The sequence below is a fragment of the Ruminococcus sp. AF20-12LB genome (assembly GCF_003478985.1).
Lineage (GTDB): Bacteria > Bacillota > Clostridia > Lachnospirales > Lachnospiraceae > Blautia_A.
Genome location: NZ_QUGH01000005.1, coordinates 199,337 through 214,601, shown reverse-complemented (window position 1 = coordinate 214,601; position 15,265 = coordinate 199,337). Strand labels below are relative to the sequence as shown.

The window sequence follows — 15,265 nt, the reverse complement described above, 5'->3', positions numbered from 1 at the left end:
GGGCTGATTATTGATAGCCTCTTCTTTTTTTTCTACCATGGATATTTTCCCTTTTTAGCGTAAGGTAGAAGTTTACCATCGAATTTCGAATTTGATGATGACACGATGATTTCCTTCTGCATCTTCGGTTACATCTACATCCAGCCCGAAATCGATTGCGCTCGGAGGTACCTCGTTGTACTGAGATGAGCATGGTTCAGAGAACAAAATATGTTAACCCTCTATTTTTTATTATATTTTGTAAAAAAACATATAATTACTGATAATTACAAACGGGGGTTATCAAAATACAGATTTTATGATATGATAAACCTGTTAGATAGCGTGAGACATATAATGGGGATATGTATCTCGCAGAAAGAAAAGGGAGGGTTTTGTTATGGGCGAAAGTATGATTACATCATTTGACGGAACGAAACTGTATCTGAAAAAAGAAACGGCAGCAGACAATAAAGCTGTGATCGTGATTGTCCACGGACTTTGTGAGCATCAGGGCAGGTACGATTATTTTGCGGAAAAACTTCATGAGGCGGGAATCGGAACCTATCGTTTTGATCACAGAGGACATGGACGGTCTGAAGGTGAAGAGACTTTTTATTCAGATTTCAATGAACTTCTGGACGACACCAACGTAGTTGTGGATATGGCAATTGAGGAAAATCCGGATATCCCGGTATTTCTTCTTGGACACAGCATGGGCGGATTTACGGTTTCTCTGTATGGGGCCAAATATCCGGACAAAAAACTCCGGGGGATCATTACCAGTGGTGCGTTGACCGCAGATAACGGCAATCTGATACGTGGTGTGCCGGGAGAAATGGATGTACATACGCGCCTTGCCAATCAGCTGGGTTCAGGTGTATGCTCTGTACAGGAAGTGGTAGACTGGTACGGAAAAGATCCATACAATAAACAGTCCTTTACAGCGGGGTTATGCTATGCGATCTGCGACGGACTTGACTGGTTCAAAGAGAAAAAAGCAGAGTTCCATTATCCGGTCCTTATGACACACGGCGAGAAAGACGGTCTGGTAAGTGTACAGGATACCTATGATTTCTTTAAAGAAGCAGGATCAAAAGACAAGCAGATGAAGATCTACGGCGGACTTTTTCATGAGATCCTGAATGAGTATTGTAAAGACGAAGTGATTGGGGATATGATCCGGTGGATGGAAGTGAGGATCTGAATATAAACAAATTGTTTTACAAGTAGCAGCAAAGCCAGGTGGAAACATATAACACCTGGCTTTCTTTTGCAAAGAGATTCTGTTACAATAGCAGGATGAAAACAAGAAGACAGAACAGGAGAAAATAACCATGTCAAACATCATAGAAATCACAGATTTTAACGCTCCGGAGCTGGATGTATATGCCAGGATCTCGGAAATACAGCTTTTGAACCGAGCAGAACCGGAGAAGGGGATCTTTATTGCGGAGAGTCCGAAGGTTATTGAGAGAGCGTTGGATTCCGGGTGCCAGCCGATTTCTTTTCTGGTGGAACATAAACATGTTGAGGGCGAGGCAAAAGAACTGATCCGTCGTTGCGGAGACATTCCGGTTTATACGGCAGAATTTGAGGTTTTGACGCAGCTGACCGGATTCAAGCTGACAAGAGGAATGCTCTGTGCCATGCGCCGGCCGGCGCTTCCTGATATAGTCGATGTATGCAAAAATGCCCGCAGGATCGCAGTTCTGGAAAATGTGGTAAATCCTACTAATATAGGCGCGATCTTTCGTTCTGCGGCGGCTCTTGGGATGGATGCGGTACTGCTGACACCGGGGTGCAGCAATCCACTGTACCGCCGTGCGATCCGTGTCAGTATGGGAACCGTATTCCAGATACCATGGACTTTTTTTGATGAAAAAACGGAGTGGAAAACGGAAGGAATCCGGTCTCTGAAAGCGATGGGATTTAAGACGGCAGCCATGGCTCTTAGGGAGGATTCCTTTGATATTGATGATCCTCATCTGATGGCAGAAGAAAAACTGGCAGTAGTTCTTGGAACAGAGGGGGATGGCCTTGCTTCGGAGACCATTGCGGACTGTGATTATACGGTATGTATTCCAATGGCACACGGTGTGGATTCACTGAATGTGGCGGCAGCCAGTGCAGTTGCATTTTGGCAGCTGGGAAAACGCTAAATATTTAAGAGAGTTTCCGTTTTTTATGATCTTGCATTCCGGTTTTCTTCTTCCATATCCATCAGATGAAAAGAAAGCAGCAGATACAGGATCTCGTTTCTGTCTGTAAGATCTGAATCCAGAAAAGCTTTGATCTTATCCAGACGATAAAGAAGAGTACTTCTGTGGATAAATAAAGCGCTGGCAGTATGAGAAATGTTCTGGTTGTGCTCCAGAAAACAACGCAGTGTTTCATAGAGATGAGATTGCTTTGCCTCATCCTTATATTTCATTGACAGAAGCTTTTCGTGACAGACCATGTAAGCAGGAAGCTTTCTGGTTGCCTGTTCCAGAATATAAGGCAGAGCGATGGAGTCAAAATAGTGGATACTTTCTGCGGGATTTTTGCGTTTTCCAACCTGCAGGGTAACAGAAGCCTGCGTGTATTGCCGGTGGAAATTGAAATGTCCAAGCATCTTCCGGCTGTATCCGGCGCTTAACATGCTGCTTTTGATAAAGCCCTCGATCTTATCGGAAATCTCATGGATAGTCAGAGTGCAGAGATCCAGATTGATAAAAAGCACAGCATTGCCTTTATGTTCCGTGGCACAGGTGGCAGGAATTGTATTTTCCAGATAGTTACAGATGGCATTAAGGGTCAGATTTTTCTGGTCGATCAGTCCGGTCTGGATCAGGATGCATTGATACATATGGGAAGAAAGCCATCCCACATTTGTCAGCTGCTGACTGACTTTTACATAATCAGCTCCGGGATCTGTCAGAATGGACATAAAAATCTGATGAAGAGGAACAGCTTTATCCCGGCTGTGCATGATACCTGTGGAAAGTGCATGGGATACCATCTGGGAAAGGTACTCCAGAACAAAACCAAACGTATCATCCAGAGGAACCTCACCTTCGGAAAACATCAGCCTGTATACTGCTTTATCATTATTGGAGATATTTACGCAAAGAGAAGGGGCAGTAAGGCCATTTCCCGGATAATAAAAATATCCGGTTTTATAAAAAGCCTCTTCGTAATGAGGATCCTGCTTCAGGCTGTCCACAATGGCCCAGGAATTTTCAGTGGAACCCAAAACAGAATTGGAAAGATCACTTAGATTCCAGTCTCTGGAGGCAATGATAGTAAAATCCATACCGATCAGCATTATTGGATTAGGAATAACGGAAGCTGTAAGATCCAGAAGCTCCTGGATAGAGGCGTTCCGGAGACGGGAATCCATCAGGGACTGATTCCACTGATCATAGAGGATAAAAATATCCTGAATCCTGTTAAAGACAATATTGACTGGAATATCTTCAGGGATGATACACATGTTTGGCTGAGTTAATTCGTAGTTCTGATAGATTTTTCCAATCATCAGGAACAGAATATTTTTGGGATGATGAAAAGTGAGCTGAAAATCCGGATCTGTGATAAGGTAAACACGCCCATCCTGAAGAGAGGTGTTCTTTTCCAAGCGGGAAGGGCAGGAAAGGGTGGGGAATGTATCCAGCCTGGATGTATGCATGGAAAATGATTTCTGCAGGTGATAGCATATGAGTTTTGCACTGAGTTTCAAGGAAAATCCTCCTTCCTATATTTTGTAGGAAAAAACAGGAATAATAGCCATATTATGTGGAATTGTGATTCTTTTGATTTACAGTATAATAGAATCATAAGGAAAAAACAAGTGCAGAAACAAGCCTTTTATGTTGGGGTGTGGCAAAACAAGTGCGGAAAAAAGGCTTTCCTGCATAATAACGTAGAGGAGGTGCGTTTATGTTAACAAAAAGACAAAATATGCTGGAAGTGATCCGTGGAGGAAATCCAGATCGTTTTGTAAAACAGTATGAGGGACTGACATTTGTTCTGAATACTCCGTATCAGACGAAGTATCCGATGATGCCGGAAGGACCTGGTGCACCGACAGTAAAATGCGGATGGGGATATTATAATTCCTGGCCTGCAGGAACACCGGGAGCATTTCCGCTCCATGATCCGGAGCATCTGGTATGTCCGGAAGTCGCAGAGTGGAAAAAATATGTAAAGGCACCGGACATCAACTACACGGCAGAGGACTGGAAAGAATGCCAGGAGACAGTTGCCGGAATTGACCGGAATGAAACCATGGTTACTGCAATGGTCGCACCTGGAGTTTTTGAGATGTGCCATTATCTCTGTGAGATCCAGAATACTATGATCAATTTCTACGAAGAGCCGGAAGCCATGCATGAACTGATCGAATATATTACAGAGTGGGAACTGAAATGGGCAGAGCAGATCTGCACATATATGAAACCGGATGTTATCTTCCATCATGATGACTGGGGAACACAGAAGTCTACATTTATCAGTGTGGATATGTTCCGTGAGTTCTTTATGGATTCTTACAAACGTATTTACGGATATTACCATGATCATGGTGTTGAACTGATCATCCACCATAATGACAGCTACAGTGCAACACTGGTTCCGACAATGATCGAGATGGGAATTGATGTATGGCAGGGCTGTATGTCAGTTAATGATCTTCCGAAGCTGATCAAAGAATACGGAAAAGATATCACATTTATGGGTGGTATCGACAACGGTAAGGTAGATCGCTTTGACTGGAATCAGGAAATGATCGAAGAGTCAACAGATCAGCTTTGCAGAGACTGTGGTAAGCTTTATTTTATCCCATGTACCACCCATGGCCTGAATTTCTCATGTATCCCAGGTGTATATGAGGCAGTGGATCAGGAAATCGATAAAATGACAAAGGAAATGTTTTGAGCGAAGCATAAGGCTTATTAATAAGAAGTAAATAGAATAACAGAGGTCGGAAAAGCCTGCAAAAATAAGCAGAAAAGTGTTTTTCCGGCCTTTTTTTGTGAAATTCAGGAAAAAATAAATTTGTAAAGCAAAAACCCTTGACAGGTGTGGCGGAATCGTGTATGATAGCCAAGGTGATTACAGATGGAGAAATTTGTAGAGCAGACATTTTTATTTGATTTTTATGGAGAGCTTCTGACAGAGAGGCAGCGGCAGGTGTACACCAGTGTGGTATTTGAGGATTATTCCTTAAGTGAGGTTGCTGAGGAACTTGGCATCAGCAGACAGGGTGTGCATGATATGATCAGACGGTGCAATCGGACGTTGGAAGAATATGAAGAGAAGCTTCATCTGGTCGAGAAATTCCTGAACATCCGCAGTCAGGTCATAAAGATCCATGAACTGGCTGACAAGTACCACGCCGAAGATATTGCGGCGATTTCCAATGTGATATTAGAGGAGTTATGATCAATGGCATTTGAGAGTTTAACAGATAAACTGCAGAATGTATTTAAGAAGCTGAAGGGCAAGGGCCGTCTCACGGAGGCTGATGTCAAGGTGGCACTGAAGGAAGTTAAGATGGCGCTTCTGGAAGCGGATGTTAACTTTAAGGTCGTTAAGCAGTTTACGAAATCCGTTCAGGAAAAGGCTATCGGACAGGATGTTATGAATGGTCTGAATCCGGGACAGATGGTGATCAAGATCGTAAATGATGAGCTGGTCAACCTGATGGGAAGTGAGACAACAGAGCTTCCGATCAAACCGGGAATGGATCTTACCGTTCTTATGATGGTTGGTCTTCAGGGTGCAGGTAAGACAACGACGGTTGCCAAGCTGGCAGGCAAACTGAAATCCAAGGGAAAGAGACCACTGCTTGTGGCCTGTGATGTTTACCGTCCGGCAGCGATCACACAGCTGCAGGTAAACGGTGAGAAACAGGGCGTCGAGGTCTTTTCCATGGGAGATAAGCAGAATCCCGTGGATATTGCAAAAGCAGCTATCGAGCATGCGAAATCTAATCAGCAGAATGTTGTGCTCATCGATACAGCAGGACGTCTTCACATTGATGAGGATATGATGCAGGAGCTTGAGAATATCAAAGCGAATGTGAATGTAGATGCTACAGTGCTTGTAGTTGATGCCATGACAGGACAGGATGCGGTAAATGTGGCGCAGAATTTTTCTGATAAAGTTGGCATTGACGGTGTGATCCTGACTAAGATGGATGGTGATACACGAGGCGGCGCTGCGCTTTCCATTAAAGCCGTGACCGGCAAACCGATCTTTTATGTTGGTATGGGAGAGAAGCTTTCAGATCTGGAACAGTTTTATCCGGAACGTATGGCTTCCAGAATCCTTGGAATGGGCGATGTAATGAGTCTGATCGAGAAGGTGGAAGCATCTGTGGATCAGGAACAGGCTCAGGAGATGCAAAAGAAGCTGAAGAAAATGGACTTCGACTTCAATGATTATCTTACCAGCATGGAGCAGATGAACAAGATGGGGGGTATTTCCAGTATCCTGAACATGCTTCCTGGAATGGGCGGTAAGATGAAGGATATCGAGGGTATGATCGATGAGAAGGCTATGGACCGTACCAAGTCTATCATTCTTTCCATGACACCTCAGGAGAGAAGTAACCCAAACATTCTGAACATTTCACGCAAGAACCGCATCGCCAGAGGTGCCGGAGTGGATATTACAGAAGTAAATCGTCTTGTGAAGCAGTTTGAGCAGAGCAAGAAGATGATGAAACAGATGCCGGGATTAACAGGCGGCAAGATGAACATGGGAAAAAGAGGCGGCTTTAAGCTTCCCTTTTAATAAATAACAATAAATTTTCAGAAAGATAATTGGAGGAAAACAAAAATGGCAGTTAAGATCAGATTAAGAAGAATGGGACAGAAGAAAGCACCTTTCTATAGAATCGTAGTAGCAGATTCCCGCTGCAAACGTGACGGAAGATGTATCGCAGAGATCGGAACATATGATCCGAATCTTGACCCAAGCGTATACAAAATCGATGAAGAGGCAGCTAAAAAATGGCTTGCAGCTGGTGCTCAGCCTACAGAGGTAGTTGCTAAGCTTCTTAAACTTGCCGGAATCGAGAAATAATACCTGACAGATTTGGATCTGTGACCTCAATGAGGCAGGAGCAAGGAGGTATGTAATGAAACAACTTGTAGAAGTAATTGCAAAATCTCTTGTTGAAAATCCGGATGAAGTAGTCGTTACTGAGACTGAAAAAGACGACGCGATCGTTGTTGAACTGAAGGTCGGACCAGCCGATATGGGTAAGGTTATCGGAAGACAGGGCAGAATTGCCAAGGCAATCCGTACTGTTGTGAAAGCGGCTTCTTCAAAAAGCAGCAAAAAAGTGATTGTAGATATTCTGCAATGAAAAAGAGACAGGAGCTGTGGATTCCATGGCTCCTGTTTTTACTCTGAAAAGGAGCAAAAATGGAAGATTTATTAAAGGTAGGAGTTATTACAACGACCCATGGCGTCCGTGGTGAAGTAAAAGTTTTTCCAACAACGGACGACGCAGAGCGTTTTCTTGATATTGAATATGTGCTTCTGGATACAGGAAAAGAGCTTCGCAGACTGAATATTCAGAATGTAAAGTTTTTTAAAAATCTTGCGATCCTGAAGTTTGAAGGCATTGACAACATCAATGATATTGAAATGTACAAGGGCCGTGAGCTTTGGATCCCGCGTGAAGAGGCACAGGAGCTTGGCGAGGACGAATATTATGTGGCGGATCTCATCGGAATGGAAGTACTTCTGGAGAATGGGGAGAAATTCGGAGTGCTCCGTGATGTGATGGAGACCGGTGCTAATGATGTTTATATTGTAGATCGTGTGGATGGCGAGGAAATTCTGCTTCCTGCGATCCATGACTGTGTTCTTGATGTGGATGTTGAAAAAAATACCATGACTGTACATTTGATGAAAGGGCTTGTTTAAATGAATTATCATGTACTTACATTGTTTCCGGAAATGATCGAGAACGGAATGAATACAAGTATTACAGGCCGTGCCATTACAAAGGGACTGTTATCACTGGAAGCGATCAATATACGGGATTTTGCATTCAATAAGCACCAGAAGGTAGATGATTATCCTTATGGCGGCGGAGCCGGAATGCTGATGCAGGCGGAGCCGGTATATCTGTCTTATGAATCCATTGCAGAACGTATTGGAAGGAAACCCCGCGTGATCTTTCTGACTCCTCAGGGAAAAACCTTCAATCAGGATATGGCAAAAGAGTTTGCCCTTGAAGAAGACCTGGTTTTCCTCTGTGGTCATTATGAGGGAATTGATGAGCGCGTTCTGGAAGAAATCGTAACAGACTATGTTTCCATTGGTGATTATGTACTTACCGGTGGAGAACTTCCGGCTATGGTCATGATGGATTCTATCTCCAGAATGGTACCAGGTGTTCTGAATAATCAGGAATCCGGTGAGACGGAATCCTTTTCCGGGAATCTTCTGGAGTATCCCCAGTACAGCCGCCCGGAGGAATGGCATGGAAAAAAGGTTCCGGAGGTGCTGCTTTCCGGACATCATGCCAATGTGGATAAATGGAGAAGAGAGCAGTCTATCATCCGTACAGCCAAATGGAGGCCGGATCTTTTACCAAAGGCTGATCTGACCAACAAAGAGTGGAACGAGGTCCGCAGGCTTCGCAAACAGTGGAAAGAGGAAGTGGAAAAATAATTATGAAAACATCAGATTTTTATTATGATCTGCCGCAGGAACTGATCGCTCAGGATCCGCTGGAGGACAGAAGCTCTTCCAGACTGATGCATCTGTCCCTGAAAGATGGAAGTATTGAACATCGTCATTTTACCGATATACTGGATTACCTGCATAAGGGAGACTGCCTTGTGATCAATGATACCAAGGTTATCCCGGCACGTCTTTATGGTCACAAGGAAGAGACTGGAGCGCTGATCGAGATCCTGCTTCTGAAACGCCGCGAAAATGATATCTGGGAGTGTCTTGTAAAGCCGGGAAAAAAAGCACGTCCCGGTGCAAAGATCACTTTTGGTGACGGTATCCTGAAGGGTGAGATCATTGATATTGTAGATGAGGGAAACCGCTTGATCCAGTTCCATTATGAGGGGATTTTCGAAGAAATCCTGGATCAGTTGGGAGAGATGCCGCTGCCGCCGTATATTACCCACAAGCTGAAGGATAAGAACCGTTATCAGACTGTATATGCAAAGAATGAGGGATCTGCTGCCGCACCTACCGCAGGCCTTCACTTCACGCCGGAGCTTCTTGAGAAGGTAAAGGAGAAGGGTGTGAATATTGCACATGTAACTTTACATGTAGGTCTCGGAACCTTCCGCCCGGTAAAGGTAGATGATGTAGAAAAACACCACATGCACTCGGAGTTTTATATTGTGGAAGAAGATCAGGCAAAATTGATCAATGATACAAAGAAAAACGGTGGAAGAGTGATTTCTGTGGGAACTACCAGCTGCCGTACCCTGGAGTCCGCAACCGGAGAGGACGGAATCGTGAAGGCCGGAAGCGGATGGACAGAGATCTTTATCTATCCTGGTTATAAATTCAAAGCTATCGATGGACTGATCACCAATTTCCATCTGCCGGAGTCCACGCTTCTGATGTTGGTTTCAGCCCTTGCCGGAAAAGAACATATTATGGCTGCTTACGAGGAAGCTGTGAAGGAAAAATATCGTTTCTTCAGTTTTGGAGATGCCATGATGATCGAATAAGATTTAAAATTACTTTTTATATAAATAATATCCCAACGGATCGCAGCATGGAAACATGCATTATCACAGGATCTGTTGGGATATTATTTTTGGGTTATTCTATTTATTCTTCACTGTCAGAGCCTTCCGATGTAGCGGATGAAGAATCCGCGGCAGGAATCGCAGCACTGCGTTCCTCTATCTTGGATTTGATCCTGGATGCCTCATCTCCGGATGCAGGAGTTGGCTGGTAGTTGTTGTAGCCATCTGCGGAAGAAATAGAGCAGGGAATGATATTGGTCACGTTATCAGCCTGTACGCCTTCTGAGGTGATAGTGAAGGTCTGCTGGAAGATCATGGTGTCCATATCACTTGGAGAGCTGTTTCCTCCAAAGCAGAAATTACCAAGACTGTAGACGATGTTTTTTCCTTTATAGGTTTCGATTCCCTGGAGTACATGCGGATGATGGCCGCATACCAGATCTGCACCTTCATCGATAGCAAGGCGGCCAAGTGTCATCTGATTGGTATCAGGAACTGTTTCGGTCTCATTGCCCCAGTGGAAGATCACAACAATGAGTTCTGCTCCATCTGTTTTGACCTTTGCGATGTTATCTTTCAGCTGCTGTTCACGTCCAAGGTGGTCGTTCAGCTCATAAATTCCGACAAGACCAACTTTGACCCCTTTGATATCCATAACTGCAGTATCATCATAACCGAAGTGTGTAATGTTTGCATTGTCCAGAGCAGTCAGAGTATCCGTGTAGCTTTGCTCTCCGTAATCATGGCTGTGATTGTTTGCGGTGTTTACGGCTTCAACGGAACCGCTGGTGAGTATCTGAGCATATTCGGCAGGCGCTTTAAATGCAAAGGTTTTATCTTCTCTGGCATCGGAATCGGTGAGGGTTCCTTCAAAATTGGCAATTGTCAGGTCATCTGCCTCAAAGATGCTTTTTACATTTTTAAAGAAATAATCTTTGCCGTTGTTGTCGTAGTATGCGTTCAGACTTGTGTCATAATCAAAGGTCTCATCGGTACCCAACGTGCAGTCACCGACTACACTGAGCGTCAGTGAAACGGGATCTTTCACAGCAGCAGCTTCTTCTTTTGCCTTTTTTGCGGCCTCCTCTTCCTGTGCCTTCTGCAGTGCGGCGGCTTCTGCAGCTTTACGGGAAGAAATGCATGCACGTGCGGAAAAAATGATCACAAGAATAAGTATGATCAGGATCCCGCCAGCTGCAAGAAACATTTTCTGACGGCGTACCTGGTAATATCTGGATTTTTTGCTGATGTCATTCCTGCGAGTCCCAGTGAAATGTGAACGGGAATTTCGGGATGCAGAACCAGATTGCTTCTGACGTGTTTCTCGTGCTCTGGCGGCTTCCCTGCGTGCCTGCTCCGGATCATGGCCATGAGGCGGCCGCCTTCGATTGTCGTTTGCCATTCTTTTTCTCCTTCATATGTAAAGATATCTTTATTATAGAAAGAATGGTAAGTATTGTAAAGAAAGAATCGCGGACTTTTCAGAAAAAGAAGTTTTTGATATAATAGTTAAGCCAGAAGGCAGAAATATAAACTACAGGGAGATGGTGCTGACATGGTATTATATATCGGAAATCATACAAGTTCGTCCAAAGGCTATGCCGCCATGGGACGTCAGATGCTGAAAAACGGCGGAAATACGTTCGCTTTTTTTACCCGCAATCCCAGAGGAGGCAAGGCAAAAGAGATCGATCCCGTAGATGTGGAAAGATTTCTGAAGCTTTCCGGGGAAAATCATTTTGGAAAGCTGGTGGCACATGCACCGTATACCATGAATGCCTGTGCCGCAAAAGAAAATCTGAGAGATTTTGCAAGAGAGATTATGGCAGATGATCTGAAACGCATGGAATATACGCCGGGAAATTATTATAATTTTCACCCGGGCAGTCATGTAGGACAGGGAACTGAGACGGGAATTGCCAAAATTTCGGAAATCCTCAATGATGTCCTTACAGAAGAACAGAGTACGATCGTCCTTCTGGAAACCATGTCCGGCAAGGGTTCGGAAGTAGGAGCAACATTTCAGGAGCTTCGTGATATCATTGACAGGGTGGAAAAAAATAATAAACTGGGTGTTTGTCTGGATACCTGTCATGTATGGGATGGCGGTTATGACATTGTCCATGATCTGGATGGTGTTCTTGATGAGTTTGACCAGGTGATCGGCCTTTCCAGATTGAAGGCTGTTCATCTTAACGACAGTATAAATGGACTGGGCAGTCATAAGGATCGTCATGCAAAGATCGGCGAAGGTCAGATCGGCCTGGATGCACTTGTGAATGTGGTGTGCCATCCGGCTCTTGAGGGAATCCCCTTTATTCTGGAGACACCAAATGATGATGAAGGATGGAAAAGAGAAATTTCACTTTTACGAGAACGATATTCCATGAAAGGAGATTGATCCATGAAAAAGTTCAGATATTTTATTCTGGTGATTGCCGGGGTGGCGGTTATGCTGGGAGGCTGCAAAAATAAGGAAAAATATGACGAATCCGCTTTTCAGGATGACCTGGAACCTCTGAGTGAGGATGAAGTGGAAGCCATGGACCAGAATGGTGATGGTGAGATGGCAGTAGCTGATGAAAGCGACCTGGAGCAGCTGCAGGATTCTGAAGGTGCTGCAGGATCAGGAGATACAGATGGGGCCGCTTCATCGGATGCAGCAGACTCGCAGAGCAAAAAGAAACTGGATGAAAATGGCACTTATACAGATAAAGATGAAGTGGCCCAGTACATTTATGAGTATGGCCATGTACCCTCCAATCTGACTGCTGCAGACTATGATAATGCAGACAGTATGCTTCCGGTAGAGGAGGGTGTCACCTATCAGCAGTGCAGCCTTGATGATGCAGGGAAACAGAAGCTGATCTTTACTCAGGATGCAAAGCGCATTTATTACACAGACGATGACGGACAGTCTTTTGACGAGATCTATTAAAACCAAAAGAACAAAATAAGACCCCCGGATACAGATAAACGATCAGTATCCGGGGGATTTTGCGTGTCAGGGCTGAGAATGATCAGTGGACCAGATTCTTCATTTCAGCTCCATCCATAAAAGCTTTTGCGTTTTCCAGGGTTGTCTCCGCAATATTGGTCAGTGCTTCTACCGTAAAGAATCCCTGATGTGAGGTCATGGTCACATTTGGGAAGGACAGAAGACGCTGGATCGTGGAAGTAGGAAGAATGCTGCTTGACATGTCTTCATATACATATGCGGATTCTTCTTCGTAAACATCCAGACCAACAGCGAAGAATTTGTGATCACGGATACCTGCGATCAGATCATCTGTTTTGATCAGTCCACCTCTGGAGGTATTTACAAGGATCACACCATCTTTCATTTTTGCAATAGTTTCGGAGTTGATCAGATGCTCTGTTTCCGGAGTCATCGGACAGTGCAGACTGATCAGATCACTGGTGGAAAGGAGTTCGTCCAGTGAAACATACTCCAGAAAGTCAAGATTTTTATTAGGGAAAAGATCATAAGCAATTACTTTCATGCCAAAGCCGCGACAGATTTTTGCCATTGCCTGACCGATTTTTCCGGTGCCGATGATGCCGGCAGTTTTCTGATAAAAGTTAACGCCCATGAGACCGTTCAGTGCAAAGTTATTTTCACGGCATTTGATATATGCCTTATGGGTGTGCCGGTTGGCGGTAAGGGCCAGTGCCATGGCGTGTTCGGCAACTGCTTCCGGAGAATAACCGGGAACACGTGCCACCTGGATCCCACATTTTGCTGTAGTTTCCAGATCAACATTATTGTATCCGGCACAGCGCATCAGGATCAGTTTTACACCCTGGCGGTGAAGCTCCTCAATGACCGGTGCGCCGAGATCTGCATTTACAAATGCACAGATGGCATCGTAGCCGTGGGCAAGAGCTGCGGTTTCTTCATGGATATTTGCTTCAATGAATTTAATTTCAATACCTGGATAAGATGGAAGCAGCTTCTCAAAAAAATCCCTATCGTAGCTCTTGGTGTCATAAAACAAAATTTTCATAATCGTTGCTCCTCTCTGGAAATAATTATTTTCCGAAAAAATAATACCATAATAGTAGGAATTTGGAAAGTGGGAAAAGCAATAAAATTTATCAAAAAAATGGTTTTGTTTTGGGATTATAGTATCCATAATAAATAAAAATTATACGAAATACAAAAAAAGAGAGCATTTTATGCATTGTCATCTGATGGAACAGATGTTGTGATACATGAAAATGCTCTCTGTCTGGATAAAAGACAATTATTCTGCCAGACTATAAAGATCGGAATAGAATTCCGGATAGGAGATGTTGACACATTCTCCGTTTTTGATGGAAAGTGCTCCCTCACAAAGCAGTCCTGCTACTGCAAAAGACATAGCTACACGGTGATCCAGATGAGAATCGATCTCTGCGCCATGAAGGGCTTTTCCACCATGAATGATCATGCCATCTTCGGTTGCCTGGATATCTGCGCCCATTTTCCGAAGATTTTCTGTCATAACCTGGATGCGGTCGGACTCTTTGACACGAAGCTCCTGTGCATCCCGGATAACCGTGGTTCCTTCTGCAAAAGCTGCCATAACGGCGATCATCGGAAGTTCATCGATCAGAGTAGGAATGATCGCACCTTCTATCGTGGTCCCGTGAAGAGCAGAGGAGCGGATCAGAAGATCGGCAGTAGGTTCGCCCTCTGTGGTCTTGTTGAGAAGAGTGATATCTGCTCCCATGGCCCTGCATACACGAAGGATGCCGTCACGGGTCGGGTTGATTCCCACATTTTTCAGAAGGATCTCACTGTTGGGAACAAGAAGACCAGCTGCGATAAAATAAGCTGCAGAAGAGATATCCCCCGGAACCAGGAGCTCACGTCCGTAAAGAGATGGATCCGGTTTGATGGATGCTGTTGTTCCCTCTGAGGTTACATCGGCGCCAAAGTAATTCAGCATGATCTCCGTGTGATTTCTGGAAAGGACCGGTTCTGTTACACGAGTAATGCCGTCAGAGTACATTCCGGCAAGAAGTACGCAGGATTTTACCTGGGCAGATGCTACCGGAGAATTGTAGTGGATGGCATGGAGCTTTTTTCCGGAGATCTTAAGCGGTGCACATCCGTTTCCGTTGAGACTTATGATATCAGCACCCATTTGGGAAAGCGGAGTCATGATCCGTTTCATAGGGCGTTTCTGGATGGAAGCATCGCCGGTAAGCTCTGATACAAAGTTCTGTCCTGCAAGGATCCCGGAGATGAGACGGGTGGTAGTGCCGCTGTTGCCAACATCAAGAGTCTCTGACGGAGCACTGAGACCATGCAGACCTTTTCCGTGGACCAGGATCTCTCCTTCTGTATTTTCAATGTTAATACCCATTTTCCGGAAACAGGAAATAGTGGAGAGACAGTCTGCACCCTCCAGAAAATTTGTGATCCTGGTAGTGCCTTCTGCAAGAGAGCCGAACATGACAGCTCTGTGAGAAATGGATTTATCTCCGGGAATGGCGAGAGAGCCGGATAATTTTTTAGCTTTTTTGATTTCCATATTAGTACCTGCCTGTATTGTTATTTTTGAAATACA

16 protein-coding genes are annotated in these 15,265 nt (G+C 44.5%); 12 read left to right on the top strand and 4 right to left on the bottom strand.

Annotated features, from left to right (window positions below; translation table 11 throughout):
* The first annotated feature begins 379 nt into the window (after window positions 1–379).
* Together DWX61_RS08675 and DWX61_RS08670 are read left to right on the top strand one after the other, a co-directional pair.
* On the top strand, window positions 380–1,186 hold the full coding sequence (locus tag DWX61_RS08675; RefSeq protein ID WP_015525224.1) for an alpha/beta hydrolase: 807 nt from the start codon (window positions 380–382) through the stop codon (window positions 1,184–1,186).
* A 130-nt stretch (window positions 1,187–1,316) separates the two neighbouring features.
* Window positions 1,317–2,141, top strand: coding sequence for a TrmH family RNA methyltransferase (locus tag DWX61_RS08670; protein ID WP_118624846.1), 825 nt, complete (start codon window positions 1,317–1,319; stop codon window positions 2,139–2,141).
* A gap of 23 nt (window positions 2,142–2,164) precedes the next feature.
* Here DWX61_RS08670 and DWX61_RS08665 read toward each other — a convergent pair whose 3' ends face one another.
* On the bottom strand, window positions 2,165–3,703 hold the full coding sequence (locus DWX61_RS08665) for a PucR family transcriptional regulator (protein WP_118624844.1): 1,539 nt from the start codon (window positions 3,701–3,703) through the stop codon (window positions 2,165–2,167).
* Window positions 3,704–3,903: 200 nt separating this feature from the next.
* Between DWX61_RS08665 and DWX61_RS08660 the strand changes: the two genes are divergently transcribed.
* The 8 genes from DWX61_RS08660 to queA all read left to right on the top strand — a co-directional run bounded on the left by DWX61_RS08660 (window position 3,904) and on the right by queA (window position 9,686).
* Window positions 3,904–4,899: a uroporphyrinogen decarboxylase family protein gene (locus DWX61_RS08660; RefSeq protein WP_118624842.1), complete on the top strand. Its 996-nt coding sequence runs from the start codon at window positions 3,904–3,906 to the stop codon at window positions 4,897–4,899.
* 183 nt (window positions 4,900–5,082) lie between these two features.
* Window positions 5,083–5,406: a YlxM family DNA-binding protein gene (gene ylxM / locus DWX61_RS08655; RefSeq protein WP_015525222.1), complete on the top strand. Its 324-nt coding sequence runs from the start codon at window positions 5,083–5,085 to the stop codon at window positions 5,404–5,406.
* 3 nt (window positions 5,407–5,409) lie between these two features.
* On the top strand, window positions 5,410–6,762 hold the full coding sequence (ffh, locus tag DWX61_RS08650) for a signal recognition particle protein (protein WP_118369243.1): 1,353 nt from the start codon (window positions 5,410–5,412) through the stop codon (window positions 6,760–6,762).
* 45 nt (window positions 6,763–6,807) lie between these two features.
* Window positions 6,808–7,053: a 30S ribosomal protein S16 gene (rpsP, locus tag DWX61_RS08645; RefSeq protein ID WP_015525220.1), complete on the top strand. Its 246-nt coding sequence runs from the start codon at window positions 6,808–6,810 to the stop codon at window positions 7,051–7,053.
* A 55-nt stretch (window positions 7,054–7,108) separates the two neighbouring features.
* Window positions 7,109–7,339, top strand: coding sequence for a KH domain-containing protein (locus DWX61_RS08640; RefSeq protein ID WP_015525219.1), 231 nt, complete (start codon window positions 7,109–7,111; stop codon window positions 7,337–7,339).
* A gap of 59 nt (window positions 7,340–7,398) precedes the next feature.
* Window positions 7,399–7,905, top strand: coding sequence for a ribosome maturation factor RimM (gene rimM / locus DWX61_RS08635; RefSeq protein WP_059085894.1), 507 nt, complete (start codon window positions 7,399–7,401; stop codon window positions 7,903–7,905).
* Window positions 7,906–8,658 carry a tRNA (guanosine(37)-N1)-methyltransferase TrmD gene (gene trmD / locus DWX61_RS08630; RefSeq protein ID WP_015525216.1) on the top strand — a complete coding sequence of 251 codons (753 nt, stop codon included), beginning with the start codon at window positions 7,906–7,908 and terminating at the stop codon, window positions 8,656–8,658.
* 2 nt (window positions 8,659–8,660) lie between these two features.
* Window positions 8,661–9,686 carry a tRNA preQ1(34) S-adenosylmethionine ribosyltransferase-isomerase QueA gene (gene queA, locus DWX61_RS08625; RefSeq protein ID WP_118624840.1) on the top strand — a complete coding sequence of 342 codons (1,026 nt, stop codon included), beginning with the start codon at window positions 8,661–8,663 and terminating at the stop codon, window positions 9,684–9,686.
* 103 nt (window positions 9,687–9,789) lie between these two features.
* Here the strand turns inward: queA and DWX61_RS08620 are convergent, their stop codons facing one another.
* Window positions 9,790–11,109 (bottom strand): CapA family protein, encoded by a 1,320-nt coding sequence (locus tag DWX61_RS08620; protein ID WP_118624838.1) that lies wholly within the window; start codon window positions 11,107–11,109, stop codon window positions 9,790–9,792.
* A 153-nt stretch (window positions 11,110–11,262) separates the two neighbouring features.
* Between DWX61_RS08620 and DWX61_RS08615 the strand changes: the two genes are divergently transcribed.
* Together DWX61_RS08615 and DWX61_RS08610 are read left to right on the top strand one after the other, a co-directional pair.
* Complete coding sequence (locus DWX61_RS08615) at window positions 11,263–12,108, top strand: deoxyribonuclease IV (protein ID WP_110104267.1); 846 nt, start codon at window positions 11,263–11,265, stop codon at window positions 12,106–12,108.
* A gap of 3 nt (window positions 12,109–12,111) precedes the next feature.
* On the top strand, window positions 12,112–12,645 hold the full coding sequence (locus DWX61_RS08610) for a ribonuclease domain-containing protein (protein ID WP_118624836.1): 534 nt from the start codon (window positions 12,112–12,114) through the stop codon (window positions 12,643–12,645).
* An 82-nt stretch (window positions 12,646–12,727) separates the two neighbouring features.
* Here the strand turns inward: DWX61_RS08610 and DWX61_RS08605 are convergent, their stop codons facing one another.
* Together DWX61_RS08605 and aroA are read right to left on the bottom strand one after the other, a co-directional pair.
* Window positions 12,728–13,714, bottom strand: a complete 987-nt coding sequence (locus DWX61_RS08605; RefSeq protein WP_110104269.1) for a 2-hydroxyacid dehydrogenase — start codon at window positions 13,712–13,714, stop codon at window positions 12,728–12,730.
* A gap of 240 nt (window positions 13,715–13,954) precedes the next feature.
* On the bottom strand, window positions 13,955–15,229 hold the full coding sequence (gene aroA / locus DWX61_RS08600) for a 3-phosphoshikimate 1-carboxyvinyltransferase (RefSeq protein WP_118624834.1): 1,275 nt from the start codon (window positions 15,227–15,229) through the stop codon (window positions 13,955–13,957).
* Window positions 15,230–15,265 lie beyond the last annotated feature (36 nt).

Bases quoted from the DNA above. Each gene is read 5' to 3' on its own strand.
- DWX61_RS08675 (WP_015525224.1), top strand. From the start codon at position 380: ATGGGCGAAAGTATGATTACATCATTTGACGGAACGAAACTGTATCTG.
- DWX61_RS08670 (WP_118624846.1), top strand. From the start codon at position 1,317: ATGTCAAACATCATAGAAATCACAGATTTTAACGCTCCGGAGCTGGAT.
- DWX61_RS08660 (WP_118624842.1), top strand. From the start codon at position 3,904: ATGTTAACAAAAAGACAAAATATGCTGGAAGTGATCCGTGGAGGAAAT.
- ylxM (WP_015525222.1), top strand. From the start codon at position 5,083: ATGGAGAAATTTGTAGAGCAGACATTTTTATTTGATTTTTATGGAGAG.
- ffh (WP_118369243.1), top strand. From the start codon at position 5,410: ATGGCATTTGAGAGTTTAACAGATAAACTGCAGAATGTATTTAAGAAG.
- rpsP (WP_015525220.1), top strand. From the start codon at position 6,808: ATGGCAGTTAAGATCAGATTAAGAAGAATGGGACAGAAGAAAGCACCT.
- DWX61_RS08640 (WP_015525219.1), top strand. From the start codon at position 7,109: ATGAAACAACTTGTAGAAGTAATTGCAAAATCTCTTGTTGAAAATCCG.
- rimM (WP_059085894.1), top strand. From the start codon at position 7,399: ATGGAAGATTTATTAAAGGTAGGAGTTATTACAACGACCCATGGCGTC.
- trmD (WP_015525216.1), top strand. From the start codon at position 7,906: ATGAATTATCATGTACTTACATTGTTTCCGGAAATGATCGAGAACGGA.
- queA (WP_118624840.1), top strand. From the start codon at position 8,661: ATGAAAACATCAGATTTTTATTATGATCTGCCGCAGGAACTGATCGCT.
- DWX61_RS08620 (WP_118624838.1), bottom strand. From the start codon at position 11,109: ATGGCAAACGACAATCGAAGGCGGCCGCCTCATGGCCATGATCCGGAG.
- DWX61_RS08615 (WP_110104267.1), top strand. From the start codon at position 11,263: ATGGTATTATATATCGGAAATCATACAAGTTCGTCCAAAGGCTATGCC.
- DWX61_RS08610 (WP_118624836.1), top strand. From the start codon at position 12,112: ATGAAAAAGTTCAGATATTTTATTCTGGTGATTGCCGGGGTGGCGGTT.
- DWX61_RS08605 (WP_110104269.1), bottom strand. From the start codon at position 13,714: ATGAAAATTTTGTTTTATGACACCAAGAGCTACGATAGGGATTTTTTT.
- aroA (WP_118624834.1), bottom strand. From the start codon at position 15,229: ATGGAAATCAAAAAAGCTAAAAAATTATCCGGCTCTCTCGCCATTCCC.